The sequence below is a fragment of the Klenkia terrae genome, assembly GCF_900491935.1.
Classification (GTDB): Bacteria; Actinomycetota; Actinomycetes; order Mycobacteriales; family Geodermatophilaceae; genus Klenkia; species Klenkia terrae.
In genome coordinates this window covers 3,312,026-3,329,525 of record NZ_UEXK01000004.1, presented here as the reverse complement: position 1 = coordinate 3,329,525, position 17,500 = coordinate 3,312,026, and the positions used below count along the sequence as shown (strand labels likewise).

Below are 17,500 nucleotides of genomic sequence, written 5' to 3'. Positions count from 1 at the left end.
CCGCCGGGCCCGCCGCGGCCCGGGTGCGCCGCCGGTTGCTCATGCGCCGTCGGTCACCAGGGCCAGCAGCCCGGCCTCGTCGAGCAGGTCGACCGGCCGCAGGGTCACCCCGGCCAGCACGTGGTGGAACCCGGCGCTGACCCGCTCCACCGGCACGCCGACCAACCGGGACCAGCCCAACCGGTAGGCAGCCAGCTGCACGCCGACCGCGGCGAGCTCGGTGGCGCCCGGCACCGGCCCGGTCTTCCAGTCGACGACCTCGTAGCCGCCGCAGCCGTCGCCGTAGACGGCGTCGATGCGGCCGCGCAGGGTCAGCGGCCCGAGCGGGGTCTCGAACGGCGCCTCGACGTCGACCGGCTGCCGGTCGGCCCACTCGCCGGCCAGGAACGCCTGCTGCAGTGCGGTGAGCGCCTCGTCGGGCGCGGCACCGGCGTCGCCGGATCCGGGCAGCTCGTCGAGGTCGATCAGGCGGGTGGCGCCGAACCGCTGCTCCAGCCAGAGGTGGAAGGCGGTGCCCCGGCGGGCCAGCGGGGCCGGTGCCGCCGGCATCGGGCGGCGCAGCCGGCGGGCGAGCGCGGCCGGGTCACGGCGCAGCGCCACCAGGGAGGACACCGAGAGGTGGGCCGGCAGGGTCACCTCGGTGGCGCTGCGGCCGGACTCGGCGCGCTCGCGCAGCAGCAGCTGGGCGTCGCGGACCCAGTCGGTGACCACCGGGTCCTCGACGGCCCCCAGCCCGTCGCCCTCCAGCGGGTGCGCGCGGGTGGCGGTGACCAGCTCGGCCGCGGCGGTCAGCGCCCGGCGGCGACCCGACGACAGCGGGTCGGCCGGCCAGATCCCGACCGGCCACTCGGCCAGCGCCGGGTTCGTCGCGTCGGCCGGCGGCGGGTCGGCCCAGGCGTCGACCGCGCCGGTGCCGGGCAGCGACTCGACCGCCTCGCGGACGGCCAGCAGCAGGGTGGAGGGGCCGTTGGGCTTGACGCCGTCGCGCCACCAGCTGCCCGAGCACAGCAGCAGGCGCTTGGCCCGGGTGACCGCGACGTAGCCCAGCCGCACCTCCTCGGCCGAGCCGAAGGCCTTCCAGTCGGCCACGTAGTCGGCGAGGGCGTCGCGGACCACCGCCTGGTCGCCCGACCCGGGCACCGGCAGCCGCAGTGCCGGCAGGTCGGCGCGGTCGGTCAGCCGCAGCTCCGCCGGGACGGCGCCGGGGTCGTTGATCCAGGAGTCGGAGGTGTCGGCCTTGCTGGGGAACTGCCCGACGGTCATCCCCGGGACGGCGACGACGTCCCACTCCAGCCCCTTCGCCGAGTGCCCGGTCAGCAGCTGCACCGCCTCCGGGTTGACCGTGACCTCGCCGGGCTCCAGGCCGCGCTCGCGCACCTCGGCATCGGCCAGGTAGCCCAGGAACGCCGGCAGCGACGGCAGCTCGGCCAGGTCGGCGAACTGCGCGGCGACGGTGTGCAGGGCGTCCAGGTGGGTGCGGGCGCCGCCGGGGCTGGCGTCGGGGTGGCTGGCCAGCTCGGTCTCCAGACCCAGCGTGCGGACCACCTCGTCGACCAGGTCGGGCAGCGGCTCGCCCAGCCGGCCGCGCAGCATGCCGAGCTCGGCGCCCAGCCGGCGCAGCCGGCGGTGCCCGTCGGCGGAGTAGGCGGTCGGCGCACCCAGGTCGTCGAGGGCCTCGACGATGCTGCCCCGCTCGGGGGCGAGCTCGACCACCGCGGCGCCGTCCGCCGGGGCGGTGGCCGGGGCGGTGGCCGCGGCCGTGTCCGCGACCGGTCCGTCCGGTGCGGGCCGGCGGCCGCGGACCAGGTGGCGGGCCCGCGCCTCGAGAGCGGCCAGGTCGCGCGGGCCGATCCGCCAGCGGGCCCCGGTGAGCAACCGGCCCAGGGCGTCGCCGGCGGTGGGGTCGACCAGCACGGTCAGCGTGGCCACCACGTCGGACACCTCGGGCACGTCCAGCAGGCCGCCGAGGCCGACGACCTCGACCGGGAGGCCCCGCTCGCGCAGCGCCGCGGCGATACCCGGCAGCTGCGCCCGGCGTCGGGCCAGCACCGCGATGGTCGGGCGGCCCGCCGGTGGCGCGCCGTCGTCGCCGGGTGGACCGTGCCACTGGGCGGCCAGCCGGTCGGCCAGCGCGGCGGTCTCCTCCGCCGCGGTCTCGTACAACCCGACCCGGACCTCACCGGGACCGGCCGCGGGAGCGGCGGTGAGGTCGGGCAGCGGGGCCGCGTCGGCGGGCTGGGGCAGGTCGGCGGCCACCCGGTTGGCGACCGCCAGCACCGCCTGGTCGTTGCGCCAGCTGGTGGACAGGGTGAGGCGCTGCGCCGGGCGGTCGGGCGCACCCGGGAACGTGCGCGGGAAGCGCTCGATGGTGCCCGAGGACGCCCCGCGCCAGCCGTAGATCGACTGGCGCGGGTCGCCGACGGCCAGCACCGGGTGGTGGGCGTCGCCGCCGAACAGCGCCTCGAGCATCCGGAGTTGGCCGACCGAGGTGTCCTGGTACTCGTCGAGCAGGACCACCCGCCAGCGGGCGCGCTCGCGGCGGCCGACCTCCGGCGAGCTGGTGGCCGCCCGCGCGGCGTAGGCGACCTGGTCGGCGTAGTCGATGGCCCCGGCCGCCCGCTTGCGGGCCTCGAAGGCCTCGACCATGGGCAGCAGGGCGACCCGGGACCGCTGCCGGGCCAGCATCTTCAGCACGTCGGCGTAGGGGCCCTTGGTCCGGCCGGTCACCGGGTAGGCGTGCACCTGCGCCTCCAGCCGGGCCGTCCAGGACCGCAGCCGGTCCGGGGCGATGTCGTGCTCGCCCAGCTCCGCCGCAAGCTGCAGCACGTCCTCGGTGGTGGTCACCAAGCCCAGGGCGACGTCGCTCATGTCCCCGGTGTGCGCGGCGACGGCGGTGGCCGCCTGCCCCCAGCACATCGCCGGGCCCAGCACGCCCGCACCGGGTTCGACGCCGATCCGCAGCCCGTGCTCGGCGACGATCCCGGCGGCGTACCCGTGGTAGGTCGCCACGGTCGGCGAGGCCACCTCCAGCCGCTCCCGCAGCGCCTGGTCGGTGTCGGGGTGCGCGGCCAGCGCGGTCAGCCGCAACCGGATCCGGGCGCCGAGCTCGCTGGCCGCCTTCCGGGTGAAGGTCAGGCCGAGCACGGCCTCCGGGGCCACCAGCTGGTTGGCCACCAGCCAGGCCACCCGGGCGGCCATGGTCTCGGTCTTGCCCGACCCGGCGCCGGCGACCACGACCATCGGCCGGTCGACCGGCGCCTGCACGACGGCGGCCTGCTCGGGCGACGGGGCGTAGGACAGCCCGCACCGGCGGGCCACCTCGGCCGGGTCCAGCAGCTCGGGCACGACCGCGGCCCGGGGTTCGACGAAGCCGGGAAGGTCGAAGGCCAGCTGCCCGTCGGCGGCCCCGGACGCACGGCGGGTCACCGGGTCACCTGCCGACCGGACTCCTGCATGGGGCAGCTGCGCCGGAAGGAGCACCGCTCGCAGTCGGTGTCGGTGCGCGCGGCGAACGTCGCGGCACCCATGCCGTCGCCGACCTCGGCGACCAGCTCGCCGGCCCAGGTGGCCGTCGCCGGGACGTCGGCCGGCAGGGGCGGCTGCACGTGCTCCTTGGCCGCCTTCTGCGCACCGCCGACCTGCAGCAGCGCCGCGCCGCCGGGGACCGTGCCGTGCCCGCCGAAGGCGCCCTCGGCCACGGCGACCTGGTAGGCGGCCAGCTGCCCGTGCTCGTCGACCGTGCGGGGCGCGGTCTTGCCGGTCTTGAGGTCGACCACGACCAGCCGGCCCTCCTCGTCCCGCTCGAGCCGGTCGACCTGGCCGCGCAGGCGGGCCCGCCCCACCACCACGTCGAAGTCCTCCTCGGCGGCGACCAGCTCGCGGGTGCCGCGGGCGTGCCAGGCCAGGAACTTGGCGAGCATCTCCTGGGCCCGGTCGCGCTGGCGCTGGTCGAACCAGCCCGGACCGAGGTCGAGCCGGTCGAGCTCGGTGGCCAGCACGTCGGGGGCCTCCGCCGGGGCCAGCCCCTCGGCCACCTGCTGGGCGACGTCGTGCACCGCCGAGCCGACCGTCCGCGTGGTCTCCGGGGACGCCTCGGCCCCCACCGAGCCGAGCACCCAGCGCAGCGGGCAGCGCTGGAACGTGTCGATCGCCGAGGGGCGCACCCGGACCAGCTCGGCCGGGGCGACCAGCGGGGCGTCGTCGGACAGCGGGGCCAGCCCCCACCAGGACGACGGGTCCGCGCCGGGCACCCGTTCCTCGGCCAGCCGGCGCAGCACCGCCGCGGCGGCGGTCCGCCGGGCGGGCGGGGTGTGCGGGTCGGTGAGTGCCCGGGCTCTTATACACATCTGACGCTGCCGACGATACCCCGCGCGCCGTGCTNGTCGGTCAGCGGGCTCATCACGCAGGCGCCCGACGTCTCCGACAGCCCGAACAGGTTCTGCACCACGGCGCCGGGGAACGCAGCGCCCATCGCCCGGGCCAGCGGCGGGGCCCCCGTGGGGCCGCCCCCCACGGCGGGCCCGGCGGGGGGGGCGCCCCCCGGGGCCCTCGCCCCCCCCGCCCTCCCCGGCGTCCGGCGGCGGGGCGACCAGGTCGAGGAAGCGCGAGGCGTTGGCCCCCACGTCGCCGCCCTCCAGCCCGCCGTCGACCGCGGTGACGACCAGTCGCCGGCGGGCCCGGGTGACCGCGACGTAGAACAGCCGACGCTCCTCGGCCAGTGCGAGGGTCCGCCGGTCCAGCGTGGCCGCGTCGGTCCCGGCCGCCACCTCCACGAGGTCCTCGGCGCCCAGCAGGCTGGCCCGGGTGCGCAGGTCGGGCCACACGCCCTCCTGCACCCCGGCCACGCACACCACGTCCCACTCCAGGCCCTTGGCGGCGTGCGCGGTGAGCACCCGCACCGTCTCCCCGGCCGGCGCCCGGGCCGCGCCGCCGTCGCCGGGCAGCTCCTGGGCGCCGAAGTGGTCGACGAACTGGCCGACGGTGGCGTACGGCAGCCGGTCGACGAAGCTCGCCGCCGCGTCGAACAGCGCCACCACGGCGTCCAGGTCGCGGTCGGCGACCGCGCCCGGCGGGCCGCCGGCGGCGCTGGCCGCTGCCCACCGCGTCGCCAGACCGCTGGCCTGCCACATGGCCCACAGCACGTCCTCCGCGGTGCCCTCGCGCAGCAGGGCCACCCGCCCGGCGGCCAGCACGCTCGCCACCCGGGTGGCCGGCCGGGCCACCGGCGCCGGGAGGGCGTCGAGCAGGGTGGCGTCGGCGAGCACGTCGGCCAGCGGGGCGCCGCGCTCGGCCGGGTCGACGCCGCGGGCAACCAGCTCCCGGCGGGCGGCGCGGCGCAACCGGCGCAGGTCCAGCACGGTCGCCCCGCCCAGCGGCGAGGCCAGCAGCGCCTCGGCCCCCGTCTCGGTCAGCCCGGTCTCGGTGAACCCGGTCTCGACCGGCCCGGTGCCGACTGGTGCTGCTCCCGGGCCCTCGCCGTCCGCGATCGGTGCCGGCAGGAGGGCGCGCAGCGCGGCCAGCAGCGGTTCGACCGCGGGCTGCTGGGCGAGCGCGAGGTCGTCGGCGGAGACGGTGACCGGGACCCCGGCCTGGCTCAGCGCCCGGCGCACCGGTCCCAGCGCGGCCGAGCCCCGGACGACGACGGCCATCTCCGACCAGGGCACGCCGTCGAGCAGGTGGGCGCGGCGGAGCGTGTCGGCCACGTGCGCCGCCTCCACCGCCGGGGTGTCGAACACGTGGACCTGGGCGCTGCCCGGGGCGGTCGCCGGGTCCGCGGTGAGCCGGCGGTGCTCCCACGGGCCGGGCAGCCCCTCGGCGACCCGGCAGCTGATCCGGAGCAGCTCGATGCCCGAGCGGCGGCAGACCCCCCGCGACACCCGCGCCGCCGGCCGGCCGCCGCGGGGGGCGCAGCGCTGGGGGAACTCGACCAGGCCCCGGGGCTCGGACCCGCGGAAGGCGTAGATGGCCTGGTCGGGGTCACCGACGACCACGAGGTCCCGGCCCCCGCCGGACAGCAGGTGCAGCAGCTCGACCTGCGCGGGGTCGGTGTCCTGGTACTCGTCGACGAACAACCAGCTCGCCCGCTCCTGCTCGGCGCGCAGCAGGGCCTCGTCGGCGCGCAGCTCCTCGATCGCCTCGCGCACGAGCTCGGCCGGGTCGTAGCCGCTGCCCGACCCCAGGAACGCGGTCTCCAGCCCGGTGACGTCCTCGTACTGCTGGGCGAACTGGGCGGCCGCCGACCAGTGCGGCCGGTCCAGCGCCGCGCCCAGCTCCGCCAGCCGGGCCGGCGGGAGACCCCGCTCGGTGGCCCGGAGCAGGAGCTCGCGCAGCTCGCGGCGGAACCCCGCGGTGCCCAGCGCCGGCCCGAGGTCCTCGGGCCAGCGCACGCCGTCGTCCTCGGCGTCGCCGGTGAGCAACCGGCGCACCGTGAGGTCCTGCTCGGCGGAGGTCAGCAGCCGCGGCGGCGGGTCACCGCGCAGCGCGGCCGCGCGGTGCAGGACGCCGAAGGCGTAGGAGTGGAACGTGCGGGCGACCGGCTCGCGGATCGTGCGGGCGACCCGGGCGGTGATCCGGGTGCGCAGCTCGGCGGCGGCCTTGCGGCTGAACGTCAGCACCAGCACGCGCTCGGGGTCCAGCCCGGCCTCGATGCGCCGGGCGACGGCCTCGACGATGGTCGTGGTCTTGCCGGTGCCCGGCCCGGCCAGCACCAGCAGCGGACCACCGGGGTGGTCGACGACGGCCTGCTGGGTGGGGTCGAGGACCGGGCGGCGCGGCGCCCGGGCCGGGGGCAGGACGAGCCGGTACCCCGGCTCCGCGGTGCCCGTCGCTGTCATGCCTCGATGACACCACGGGGGTCCGACAGATCGTGGCGGCCGGGGTCAGTCCTCGGGCCAGCGCACCGCGTCCAGGTCGACCCGCCCGCGCCGGACCGGCACGCCCTCGGCGGCCAGCAGTTCGAGCTGACGGGCCCGGACCGGCTCGGCGGGGGGGCCGTCGGCCCGCACCACGCGGTACCAGGGCACCGCCGCACCGCCCCGGGACAGCGCACGGGCGACCCGCCGGGGACCCACCCCGACGAGCCGCCCGACGGCGCCGTACGTGCTGACCCGGCCGACCGGGATGTCCTCGACCACGTCGAGGACCGCCTCGTCGACGTCGGCCGGGTCGGCCGTCACCGGCTCACGCAGAGGAATCAGCCGTAGCTTCCCTCACAACTCAGGACGTCGTGTAGTTGAAGTACCAGTAAACCCGAGTTATGCCATCGTCGAAACAGTTCCCCACAGTGGTCTTGGGCAACTTGGAATAGGTGGTTCGGGCGGACTCGCACTGCGCCTTCGTGATGTAAGGCCCCTTCGTCGCTGTGCTCGCTTGCGCCATGCCGGGGCTCACCAATAGAAGCGCAGCAACCGTAGACGCCATCACGACGGGCTTCAACAACTTCATTTGCCACTCGTCTCTCCCGGGGGGGCACAGCCTATCGCGCGTCCGTGACGTGGTCCACAGTCCGCAAGGATCCGATACGATCGCGACCGATCCACCAGGAATTACAGCTCGTCGCAATAGCCCGAAGGAGAGTATCGAATACGGCCGGGACGAGAGCGATGAGTGGAGCATGCGCTGCCAGCTGCTGCGGCGACGCCAGTGCGGGCGGCGCGGGATTGGGAACTGGCACAGTCGCCGCGCTTGGGATCCCAGCGGCAGGCGGCAGTGGCCGGCGTGACCGGTAGAGGCGAGGAGCTGTATCCAGGTGGTGGCTACCAGACCTGCCGACAGCGAAAGCAGATCTGGCGCTGCGCGAAGTCGTGCAGTGGCAGGGGAGCCAGCCTGGGCCCTTCGCGCATCGGAGCCGCTTCTCGCCGTGGACCCGCAGCGTTACGGAAGTCGAAGCCGGCGAGCTTGCACGAGGTTTGTTGGCGTCGAATGCGGTTGCCCGCAGCCCGCCTACGTCGGCGCTCATCGCCTGCACCCAGGGGGCGAGGACTCCGTACGCAAGCCTCCCCCCGGGCCAGCTAACCCCAGGCTAATCCACTTTTAGGCCACGTTCTCGCGTCAATGGCCACAATTAAACGCTCATGTCGCCAAATTGGCGGCGCAGAGGCAGCCATTCTTGAGTGAGCCGCCGGCCCTCACTGGGTCCACAGAGTGTTCGACATATTGACAATTGTGCGGGATGCAGCGCGACGCCGCCCGAGACGGCGAACGGACGACACGCCGGGACCTCTGCCGTCCGTGCTGATTCGGCCGACCTGGATGTCCCCAACCACGTCGAGGACCGCCTTGTCGACGTCGACCGGGTCGGCCGTCATCCGGTCAGCCGACGTAGTTGCTGTTCGTCAGCCACCAGTTGTAGAGGATGGCCACGTCGGCCTGGCTGGTGCCAGCCAGCTGCACGACACCCTCTGTGAGGAACTCGTCGTCGGTCCACGCGATGAACACGGACCCGTTGGAGGAGATGCCGCAGGCGATCTGGCCGCCGGGCACGTCGTTCTGCGTCCAGGTGCCGCTGCCCACGGCCGTGGTGCAGTCCTGGCCCTCGGCAATGGGCTGGACGCCCTGTCCGGCGATGTCGGTAGCGAACACCGAATCCAGCGTCCCCTGTTCCTCGTAAAGGTAGAACTGCGCCCCCAGTGGGCCGGGCTGGGTCGCCGACGGGCCGCACTCGGCGGCGTCGGTCGCGCCGTCGCTGGGCACGTCGATCGGCGTGCAGTCGCTGAAGTCCGTCGGCACCATCGACAGCAGCTCGCCCTCCGAGCTGCTCGACGACGACGAGCTGCTGGACGAGCTCGACGAGGACGAGGACTCCGAGGACGACGACGTGGTCGTGGGGGCCGCGGTCGTGGTGGTCGACGTCGGGTCCGCGGTGGTGTCCGAGTCGTCGTTGCCCAGGGTGAGGAACAGCGTGACACCGACGGCGATGATCACGACGAGGGCCGCGACCCCCCCGATGAGCAGGCCCTTCTTGTTGCCGCCCGAGCCCTGCGGCGACCCGCCGTAGGGACCCCCGCGACCACCCGGTCCACCGGGACCACCCGGTCCACCGGGACCGCCGAACGGCGGGGCGCCGTAGCCGCCCTGCCCCGGGGGCTGGCCGTACCCGGGCGCCCCGAACTGCTGGGTGGGCGGCGGACCCTGCTGACCAGGGCCCTGCTGACCAGGGCCCTGCTGACCGAAGCCGGGCTGCCCGTACTGCTGCGTGGGCTGCTGGGCACCCCACCCGCCCGGCTGCCCCGAGCCCTGCTGGCCGAGCACCTCGGTCGGTTGCTCACCCGCCGGGGGCTGCTGGCCGTACGGCGGCTGCCCGCCCGACGGCGGGTTGCCGTAGGGCGGCGGGCCCTGGGGGGGCTGACTCATGGGAGGGACCTCCAGCTCATGCGGACTCTGCCGCTCCGGATCGTAGGGCCCGACCCGGGCCCGGGCTCCCCCAGCCGGTCACGAAGTGATCACGCCCGGCGGTCGAAGGCGGCGAGGAACCGCACCAGCGGGTCGGCCCCGGCCGGCACCGGCGACGCCGGGTCGACCAGCCCGGCCGCGCGGCCCGCACCGACCTGCTCCAGGGCGGCGGCCACCAGGTCGGCGTCCAGCACGGGGTCGCCGCCGGTGGCCCGGGCGAGGTCCCAGGCGTGCACGGTCAGGTGGGTGGTGAGCACGGCGAGGTGGTCCGTCGCCGGGGCCGGCCCCTCGGCCAGCTGCACCGTCGCGTCCACCGCCCCCGGCTGGGCGAACGCGGTCAGCGCGGCGTCGGCCGCGGCCTCCCACGAGCCCAGCGGGTCCCCGGCGAGGAGCTCCTCGGTGTCGGTGGGCACCGGTCCGCCGGCCGGGTGGCCGGCCAGGAGCGGGGGCACCCGCAGCTGCTCGCCGACCAGGTGCGCCACCAGGTCGGCCACGTCGCGCCCGGGGCGGACCACGGCGTCCCACTGCTCGGCCTCGACGGCGTCCACCCGGTCGGTCACCTGGGCCTGCGCCCGCTGGAAGAGCTCGAGGAGTCGTGCCTGCCGGGGATCCACCCCACCAGTAGAACGCACAGCGGCCCGCCCCCCGGGTGGGGGACGGGCCGCTGGGTGGCACCTCAGTAGGTCGGCAGCGCCTTGTCGATGCGCGTGGCCCAGGCGGTCACGCCGCCCTGCACGTGGACGGCGTCGGAGAACCCGGCGGCCTTGACGGCGGCCAGGGCCTCGGCGGACCGCACCCCGGTCTTGCAGTGCAGCACGATCGGCTTGTCCTGCGGCAGGGAGGACAGCGCCCGGCCGGAGAGGATCTCGTCCTTGGGCACCAGGCGGGCACCGGGGATGGACACGATCTCGTACTCGTTGGGCTCGCGGACGTCGATCAGCTCGAAGTCCTTGCCGGCGTCCATCATGTCCTTGAGCTCGTCGACGGTGATCGTCGAGCCGGCGGCGGCCTCCTGGGCCTCCTGGGACACCACTCCGCAGAACGCGTCGTAGTCGATCAGCCCGGTGATCGGCTCAGCCTCGGGGTCCTTGCGGATCTTGATGGTCCGGAAGGTCATCTCCAGGGCGTCGTAGACCATCAGCCGGCCCAGCAGCGTGTCGCCGATGCCGGTGAGGAGCTTGACGGCCTCGGTGGCCTGGATGGCGCCGATGGTCGCGCAGAGCACGCCCAGCACGCCGCCCTCGGCGCAGGAGGGCACCATGCCCGGCGGCGGCGGCACGGGGTAGAGGTCGCGGTAGTTCGGGCCGTGCTCGGCCCAGAAGACCGACACCTGGCCGTCGAACCGGTAGATCGAGCCCCAAACGTAGGGCTTGCCCAGCAGCACGCAGGCGTCGTTCACCAGGTACCGGGTGGCGAAGTTGTCGGTGCCGTCGACGATCAGGTCGTACTGGCTGAAGATCTCCTCCACGTTGGAGGAGTCCAGCCGGGTCTCGTGCAGCCGGACGTCGACGAGCGGGTTGATCTCCTTGATCGAGTCCCGCGCGCTCTCGGCCTTGGACCGGCCCACGTCGGACTGGCCGTGGATGATCTGGCGCTGCAGGTTGGACTCGTCGACGGTGTCGAACTCGACGATGCCCAGCGTCCCCACCCCGGCCGCGGCCAGGTACATCAGCACCGGCGAGCCCAGGCCACCGGCGCCGACGGCGAGCACCTTGGCGTTCTTGAGCCGCTTCTGCCCGTCCATCCCGACGTCGGGGATGATCAGGTGGCGGCTGTAGCGGCGGACCTCGTCGATCGACAGGTCTGCGGCGGGCTCCACCAGGGGTGGCAACGACACGTCGGGCTCCTCGAGTTGCTGGCTGCTGCTCCTGCAGTGGCCCCAACAGCCTGCCAGTCCCCTGTCTTCCCCCTAGGCGGGGAAGGGCCAGGCGTTCTTCTGGCAGCCGTCCAACCCGAGGGTCTGCTGCTCCATGACCGGGGCCAGCTGCCCGGCACCGGGGCAGGGCTGGTGGCCGTTGCCCAGGGCGTGCCCGACCTCGTGGTTGACCACGTACTGCCGGTAGGTGGCGACGTCGCCGGCGTAGTCGGGGACGGCGGTCTCCCAGCGGGCCAGGTTGATCACCGCGCGCTCGCCGTAGCGGCAGGAGGTGTAGCCCCCGGTGCCGACGCCGGGGCAGTAGGTCTCCATGCTGCCCGGGCTGACCAGGCTGACCTTGAAGTCGTAGTCCCCCGCCGCGGCCTCGGCCGCGCCGACGCGCTGGAAGCTCATGGCCCCGTCGTGCCCCCACGACCGGGGGTCGCCCAGCGTCGCCTCGACGGCGGCGGCGAAGGCCGGGCCGTCCATCCCGATGCCGTCCTCCACCTCCACGACGAAGCGCTGCAGCGGGCCGCTGCCGTAGACCGCGGACGTGCCGTCGACCGCGGAGACCGTGCCGGCCCCGGTCTCGACGTAGCTGGCCGCCCCGACGGTGGGGGCCAGGTCGGTGGGGTTGGCGTCGCCCTCGGCCGGCGCCGGCGTGGCGGCGGGAACGGGGGTGGTCACCGCGGTGGTGGTCGCCGCGGCCTGGCTCGCCGGGGCCTGCGCGGTGCTGGACGCCGGGTCGGCCTGGCCGGTGCCGGTGACGGCGACGTCGACCAGCGCCAGCACGGTCAGCACCGCGAGCATCGGGACGGCGTAGGCGCGCCACCCCCACCGCCGGGCGAAGCGGGTGAACCAGCCACCTCCACCGGGCTCGCCGGTGGACCGGCGGACCGGGTCGCGGCGGGCCACCAGGGGGCCGGCGGGGGGGGGCCGCCCCGGGCCCGTCTCTCATAAACACCCCACGCCGGCGGCCGTACTCCCTCCGGTGCTTCCTCGGGGCTCCGCGCCACGTTCAAACAACACCCCTCCGCCTCTCGCTACCACCCACCCACTCCTAGCCTNTCGGCCGGCCGGGCGCGGACCGCCCGCCGGGGAGCCGGGGGCGCTGTCGGGGAGGGTGGCCACGGAGGCCGGACGGACGTCGGGCACCCGCGCGACGGTAGACCACCAGCGCCACCGGGCCGCGCCCGGATGAACTCGTCGGTAACATCTGCCGGGCCATGCAGCCCTCCCGTGCACCCGCGCCCGCCGACGACCCCGGTCGCCGCACCTCCCGCCTGCCGCGGGGTGCGCGCCGCCTGCAGCTGCTGCGCGCCGCCCAGGACGTGTTCGTCGCCCAGGGGTTCCACGCCGCGGCCATGGACGACATCGCCGACAAGGCCGGCGTCAGCAAGCCGGTGCTCTACCAGCACTTCCCGGGCAAGCGGGAGCTCTACCTCGCGCTGCTGGAGCAGCAGGTCGGCGAGCTGACCGAGCGGATGCGGGCGGCCATGAGCGGGACGCAGGACAACCGCACCCGCGTGGACGGCGCGGTCGGCGCCTACTTCGACTTCGTCGACGCCGACGGCGAGGCCTTCCGGCTGGTCTTCGAGTCCGACCTGCGCAACGACGACGAGGTGCGCCGGATCGTCGACGCCGGCACCCGCGGCTGCGTCGAGGCCATCGCCGAGGTCATCGCCGCCGACACCGGGGTCGACCAGGAGCGCGCGCTGCTGCTGGCCTCGGGCATGACCGGGCTGGCCGAGACCAGCGCCCGGTGGTGGCTGCCCCGCAAGGGCACCGTCTCCCGCGACGAGGCCGTCGCGCTGATGAGCTCGCTGTCCTGGCGCGGCATCTCCGGCTTCCCGCGGCTGGGCGACGCGGACCACCCCACCCCGTCCTGAGCCGGCCCCGACCGTTCGCTGTGGGCGCACCCGCGGGCCGCACCGGGCGGGTCCCGCTCGGCTAGCGTCGTGGGCAGCGGCCAGTGCGGCCGCCAGACCTGAGGAGGCATCTCCAGCGTGGAAGTCAAGATCGGTGTCCAACACTCCCCCCGCGAGCTGGTCATCGACAGCCCGAAGACCCCCGACGAGATCGCGGCCGAGGTGTCCCGGGCGATGACCGGGTCCAAGGACGGCCTGCTGACCCTGGTCGACGAGCGCGGTCGCCGGATCGTCGTCCCGACCGACCGGATTGCCTACGTCGAGATCGCCGAGGCCGACACCCGCCGCGTCGGCTTCAACAAGTAATACCGCGGTCCTCCGGACCGCACCGCGGTCGACGGCCGTCCCCCTGGGGCGACGAGCGCGTCCGTGGTCGTCCGGGAGGAGGTCTCCGACCCCCGTCCCGGACGACCACCGTGCAGGTGCCGTCCCCGGCCGCAGGACGATCCGGTCCACTACCCGTTCAGGCCCAGGGCTTCCATCCGCGCCGAGTGGGCGGTCGTCAATCGACCCAGGAGCTCGGCGATGCCGTTGAGGTCGCCGGTGCCGGTGATCAGCAGGTCGGCGAGCCCGTCCCGCTCGGCGATGACGGCCTGCGACTGGGTCATGGCCTCCCCCACCAGCCGCCGGGCCCACAGGGCCAGCCGGCCGGCCCCCCGCCGGTCCCCGGCGATGGCGGCCCGCACCTCGCGGACGGCGAAGTCCGCGTGCCCGGTGTCGGCCAGCACCTCGAGCACCAGCCCGCGGTCGGGCTCGGGCAGGAACGCGGCGACCTCGCGGTAGAAGTCGGTGGCCAGGCCGTCCCCGACAAAGGCCTTGACCAGGCCCTCCAGCCAGGTGCCGGCCCGGGTGGAGTCGTGGAAGGCGTCCAGCGGGGCAACGAAGGGGGCCATCGCGTCCGCCGGGGCGACGCCCAGCTCGCGCAGCCGCTCGTCCAGGCGCTGGTGGTGGGCGATCTCGGCGGCGGCCATCCGCGCAAGGGCGGCGCGGCCGTCCAGCGTCGGGGCCAGCCGGGCGTCCTCGGCCAGCCGGTCGAAGGCAGTCAGCTCGGCGTAGGCGAGCACCCCCAGCAGGTCGACGACGGCGGGGCCGACCTCGGGTACGACACCGTCCGGAACGCTCACCCGGGTACTCCCTCCGCTGCACCGGCACCGGCCCCGGTCGGGGTCGGACCCACCCGCGACCTGCCGCGGGACCTGTGCGGACGGTATCCCGCGCTAGGATGATCTGCGGCGGGCCGCACGGCTCGCTCTCCGTGTGCGCTGATGACCGCTGGACGACGACCGCCGGGACCCACGAGGGCACCGAGGTCGGTCTCCCGGGTGAGTCTGCCCCACGACGCCCGGTCTGCTGGCCGCGTCGGCGCTGGAACTGATCGCAGCACCCCCGACCGGGGCCCGCGACGGGTCGGCGACACCGACCGCACCGCAGCCCCCCTCCAGACCGAGGCGAGAGCACTGACCACCAGCCAGACCCCCACCACCACCGCCACGACCCCCGAGGTCGACCACGCCGAGACCGGCGCCCCCGCACCCGAGGAGCTCGAGCAGCACGTCGAGGAGCTCGGCGGCGCGCCGGTCGCCCCCGACAGCCCGTTGTTCAGCGACTTCGACGTCCACCCCGACGTCATCGCCGCGCTGGCCGAGGTCGGCATCACCCGCACCTTCGCCATCCAGGAGCTGACCCTCCCGCTGGCGCTCGCCGGCCACGACCTCATCGGCCAGGCCCGCACCGGCACGGGCAAGACCCTCGGCTTCGGCGTCCCGATGCTGCAGCGCGTCGTCCCGCCGGCCGAGGGCGGCGACGGCGTCCCGCAGGCGCTGGTCGTCGTCCCCACCCGTGAGCTGTGCGTGCAGGTCTCCCGCGACCTGGCCGCGGCCGGCGCGCGGCGCGGCATCCGCGTCCAGGCCATCTACGGCGGCCGGGCCTTCGAGCCGCAGGTCGAGTCGCTCCAGCAGGGCGTCGAGATCGTCGTCGGCACGCCGGGCCGGCTGCTCGACCTGGCCCAGCGGGGCAACCTGATCCTGGGCAAGGTCAAGGTCCTCGTCCTGGACGAGGCCGACGAGATGCTCGACCTGGGCTTCCTGCCCGACATCGAGCGCATCCTGGCGATGGTCCCGGACAAGCGGCAGACGATGCTGTTCTCGGCGACGATGCCCGGCCCGATCGTCACGCTGTCCCGGTCGTTCATGACCCAGCCCACGCACATCCGGGCGCACGGCAACGACGAGGGCTCCACGGTCCCGCAGACCACCCAGTTCATCTACCGGGCGCACAACCTGGACAAGCCCGAGCTGCTGTCCCGGGTGCTGCAGTCCCGCGACCGCGGCCTGGTCATGGTCTTCTGCCGCACCAAGCGCACCGCGCAGAAGGTGGCCGACGACCTCGTCGAGCGCGGGTTCGCCGCCGCCGCCGTGCACGGCGACCTGGGCCAGGGCGCGCGCGAGCAGGCCCTGCGCGCCTTCCGCGCCGGCAAGGTCGACGTCCTGGTCGCCACCGACGTCGCCGCCCGCGGCATCGACGTCACCGGCGTGAGCCACGTCGTGAACTACCAGTGCCCCGAGGACGAGAAGACCTACGTGCACCGCATCGGCCGCACCGGTCGCGCGGGCAGCACCGGCGTCGCGGTCACCCTGGTCGACTGGGACGACATCCCGCGCTGGCAGCTGATCAACAAGGCGCTGGACCTGGACTTCGCCGACCCGCCGGAGACCTACTCCACCTCGCCGTGGGTCTACACCGACCTCGACGTGCCGACGACCGCGACCGGCCGGCTGCCCCGCGCCCAGCGCACCCGCGAGGGCCTGGGCGCCGAGACCCTCGAGGACCTCGGCGAGACCGGCAAGCGCCAGCGCACCGGCGACCGCGGGACCGACCGGGGCGGTGACCGCGGTGGTCGCGGCGGCAGCTCCGGCCCCGGTCGCGAGGCACCCGCCGAGGAGACCCCGGCCGCCGGTCCCCGCAAGAGCCGTCCGCGGCGACGGACCCGGGGCAACGGCGAGGCAGCCGCCGGTGCGGCCGCCGCGACCGACGGCCCGGGCCCCGCGCCCGCCGCCGACGGCGCCGAGGCCGGCGCCGCTGCCGGCGACGGCACCCCGCGCCCGCGTCGTCGTCGCCGTCGGGGCGGTGCCGGCCGCAGCGGCGGCGGCGAGCCCGCCGCCTCCTGACGTCGGGCAGGATCACGGCGTGAGCCGTCTCCGCCGTCCCCCCGCACGGGTCTGGGGCTGGACGGCGGCCACCCTGGGGGTGGTCGTCGTCGCGGTCCTGGCCTGGCGGGGGGCCGACGCGGCCGCCCCCTCCAGCACCACCGCCGACCCGGCCGTGCCGGTCGGCGGGGCGCGCGCGGCGCCGGTCGCGCAGGCCTGGTCCGCCGAGCCCGGCCCCGCCGCACCCCGGCGGGTCGTCGAGTCCGGCCGGGTGCTGCTGACCTCGGACGACGGGGTGGCCATGCTGGACCCGGCCACCGGCGGGGAGGCCTGGCACTACACCCGCGCGAACGCCCGGCTGTGCGACGCCACCGCCGTCGACGGGCTGGTGGTCGTGTTGTTCTCCACCGGCGGCCGGTGCAACGAGCTCACCGCGCTGCGCGCCGACACCGGGGACCGCCTCTGGTACCGCTCGGTCGGCTTCCGGGCCGATGCGACGCTGGCCAGCACCGACCGCGTCGTGCTGGCCATGAGCCCGACCGGCCTGACCACCGTGGACCCGACCGGCAACAACATCCGCTGGCACACCCCGGCGCCCGAGGGCTGCCGGTTCACCGCCGCCGACGTCGGCAGCACCGGGGTCGCGGCGCTGCAGCAGTGCGCCGACGGCGACGTCCAGGCGGTGCTGCTCGACGGCTTCGCCGGCACCCCGCTGTGGACCCGGGACCTCGGCGTGACCAGCGCGCAGCTGGTCGGCGCCGACCGCGTGGTCGACGTCGTCGTCGGCGACGACCTGCAGGTGCTGTCCCCCGCCGACGGCAGCACGGTGCAGACGGTCGCGCTCGGGCCGGACGCCGACGACCCAGCCCCGCAGCAGGCCGGCCTGGCCGACGCCGCCGTGGTGTGGCTGCGCGGCACCGCCTACGTCCTGGACGCCGCGACCGGCGCCGTGCGCTGGTCGGTGCCCGCCCTCGGGCTGCCGTCGACGGGCACCGGCAAGGGCGACCCGACGTCGGTGGTCGTCCCCGAGGACGGCGCCTTCGTCACCCGGGACCTGACCACCGGCACCGAGACCGCCCGCTCCACGACCACCGACGAGGTCCCCGCCGGCGGCCGCACCTCGGTCGTGGGCCCCTCCGTCGTGGTGGCCTCCGCGGACCTCGTCGCTGCTTTCCGCTGAC

Annotated in this window: 12 protein-coding genes; 4 read left to right on the top strand and 8 right to left on the bottom strand. The window is 75.5% G+C overall.

Features of this window, described 5'->3' with window-relative positions:
* Positions 1 to 39: 39 nt before the first annotated feature.
* The 7 genes from LFA75_RS16645 to LFA75_RS16615 all read right to left on the bottom strand — a co-directional run bounded on the left by LFA75_RS16645 (position 40) and on the right by LFA75_RS16615 (position 12,160).
* Positions 40 to 3,426, bottom strand: a complete 3,387-nt coding sequence (locus LFA75_RS16645) for an ATP-dependent DNA helicase (protein WP_225234726.1) — start codon at positions 3,424 to 3,426, stop codon at positions 40 to 42.
* Entirely contained in the window at positions 3,423 to 6,833 is a 3,411-nt protein-coding gene (locus tag LFA75_RS16640; protein ID WP_225234725.1) for an ATP-dependent helicase, read from the bottom strand. Before LFA75_RS16640 ends, LFA75_RS16645 begins: the two co-directional genes overlap by 4 nt.
* A gap of 45 nt (positions 6,834 to 6,878) precedes the next feature.
* A complete protein-coding gene (locus LFA75_RS16635) occupies positions 6,879 to 7,175 on the bottom strand; it encodes an MGMT family protein (RefSeq protein ID WP_225234724.1) in 297 nt (98 codons plus the stop codon).
* Positions 7,176 to 8,310: 1,135 nt separating this feature from the next.
* Positions 8,311 to 9,351, bottom strand: a complete 1,041-nt coding sequence (locus LFA75_RS16630) for a hypothetical protein (protein ID WP_225234723.1) — start codon at positions 9,349 to 9,351, stop codon at positions 8,311 to 8,313.
* A gap of 89 nt (positions 9,352 to 9,440) precedes the next feature.
* Complete coding sequence (locus LFA75_RS16625; RefSeq protein ID WP_225234722.1) at positions 9,441 to 10,004, bottom strand: TIGR03086 family metal-binding protein; 564 nt, start codon at positions 10,002 to 10,004, stop codon at positions 9,441 to 9,443.
* A gap of 62 nt (positions 10,005 to 10,066) precedes the next feature.
* The gene (gene moeZ, locus LFA75_RS16620; RefSeq protein WP_225234721.1) at positions 10,067 to 11,227 is read right to left on the bottom strand and encodes an adenylyltransferase/sulfurtransferase MoeZ; all 1,161 of its coding nucleotides are present in this window, start codon (positions 11,225 to 11,227) and stop codon (positions 10,067 to 10,069) included.
* A 72-nt stretch (positions 11,228 to 11,299) separates the two neighbouring features.
* Positions 11,300 to 12,160, bottom strand: a complete 861-nt coding sequence (locus LFA75_RS16615) for a DUF3152 domain-containing protein (protein WP_225234720.1) — start codon at positions 12,158 to 12,160, stop codon at positions 11,300 to 11,302.
* Positions 12,161 to 12,471: 311 nt separating this feature from the next.
* Here LFA75_RS16615 and LFA75_RS16610 point away from each other — a divergent pair, with 311 nt between their 5' ends.
* Entirely contained in the window at positions 12,472 to 13,134 is a 663-nt protein-coding gene (locus tag LFA75_RS16610; RefSeq protein ID WP_225234719.1) for a TetR/AcrR family transcriptional regulator, read from the top strand.
* A gap of 117 nt (positions 13,135 to 13,251) precedes the next feature.
* Entirely contained in the window at positions 13,252 to 13,479 is a 228-nt protein-coding gene (locus LFA75_RS16605; RefSeq protein WP_225234718.1) for a DUF3107 domain-containing protein, read from the top strand.
* A gap of 149 nt (positions 13,480 to 13,628) precedes the next feature.
* On the opposite strand, the gene LFA75_RS16600 is transcribed toward LFA75_RS16605, so the two are convergent.
* Entirely contained in the window at positions 13,629 to 14,297 is a 669-nt protein-coding gene (locus LFA75_RS16600; RefSeq protein WP_225234717.1) for a ferritin-like fold-containing protein, read from the bottom strand.
* 198 nt (positions 14,298 to 14,495) lie between these two features.
* On the opposite strand from LFA75_RS16600, the gene LFA75_RS16595 reads away from it, so the two are divergent.
* Together LFA75_RS16595 and LFA75_RS16590 are read left to right on the top strand one after the other, a co-directional pair.
* Complete coding sequence (locus LFA75_RS16595) at positions 14,496 to 16,340, top strand: DEAD/DEAH box helicase (protein WP_225234716.1); 1,845 nt, start codon at positions 14,496 to 14,498, stop codon at positions 16,338 to 16,340.
* Between the two features lie 19 nt (positions 16,341 to 16,359).
* Complete coding sequence (locus LFA75_RS16590; RefSeq protein ID WP_225234715.1) at positions 16,360 to 17,499, top strand: outer membrane protein assembly factor BamB family protein; 1,140 nt, start codon at positions 16,360 to 16,362, stop codon at positions 17,497 to 17,499.
* Position 17,500 lies beyond the last annotated feature (1 nt).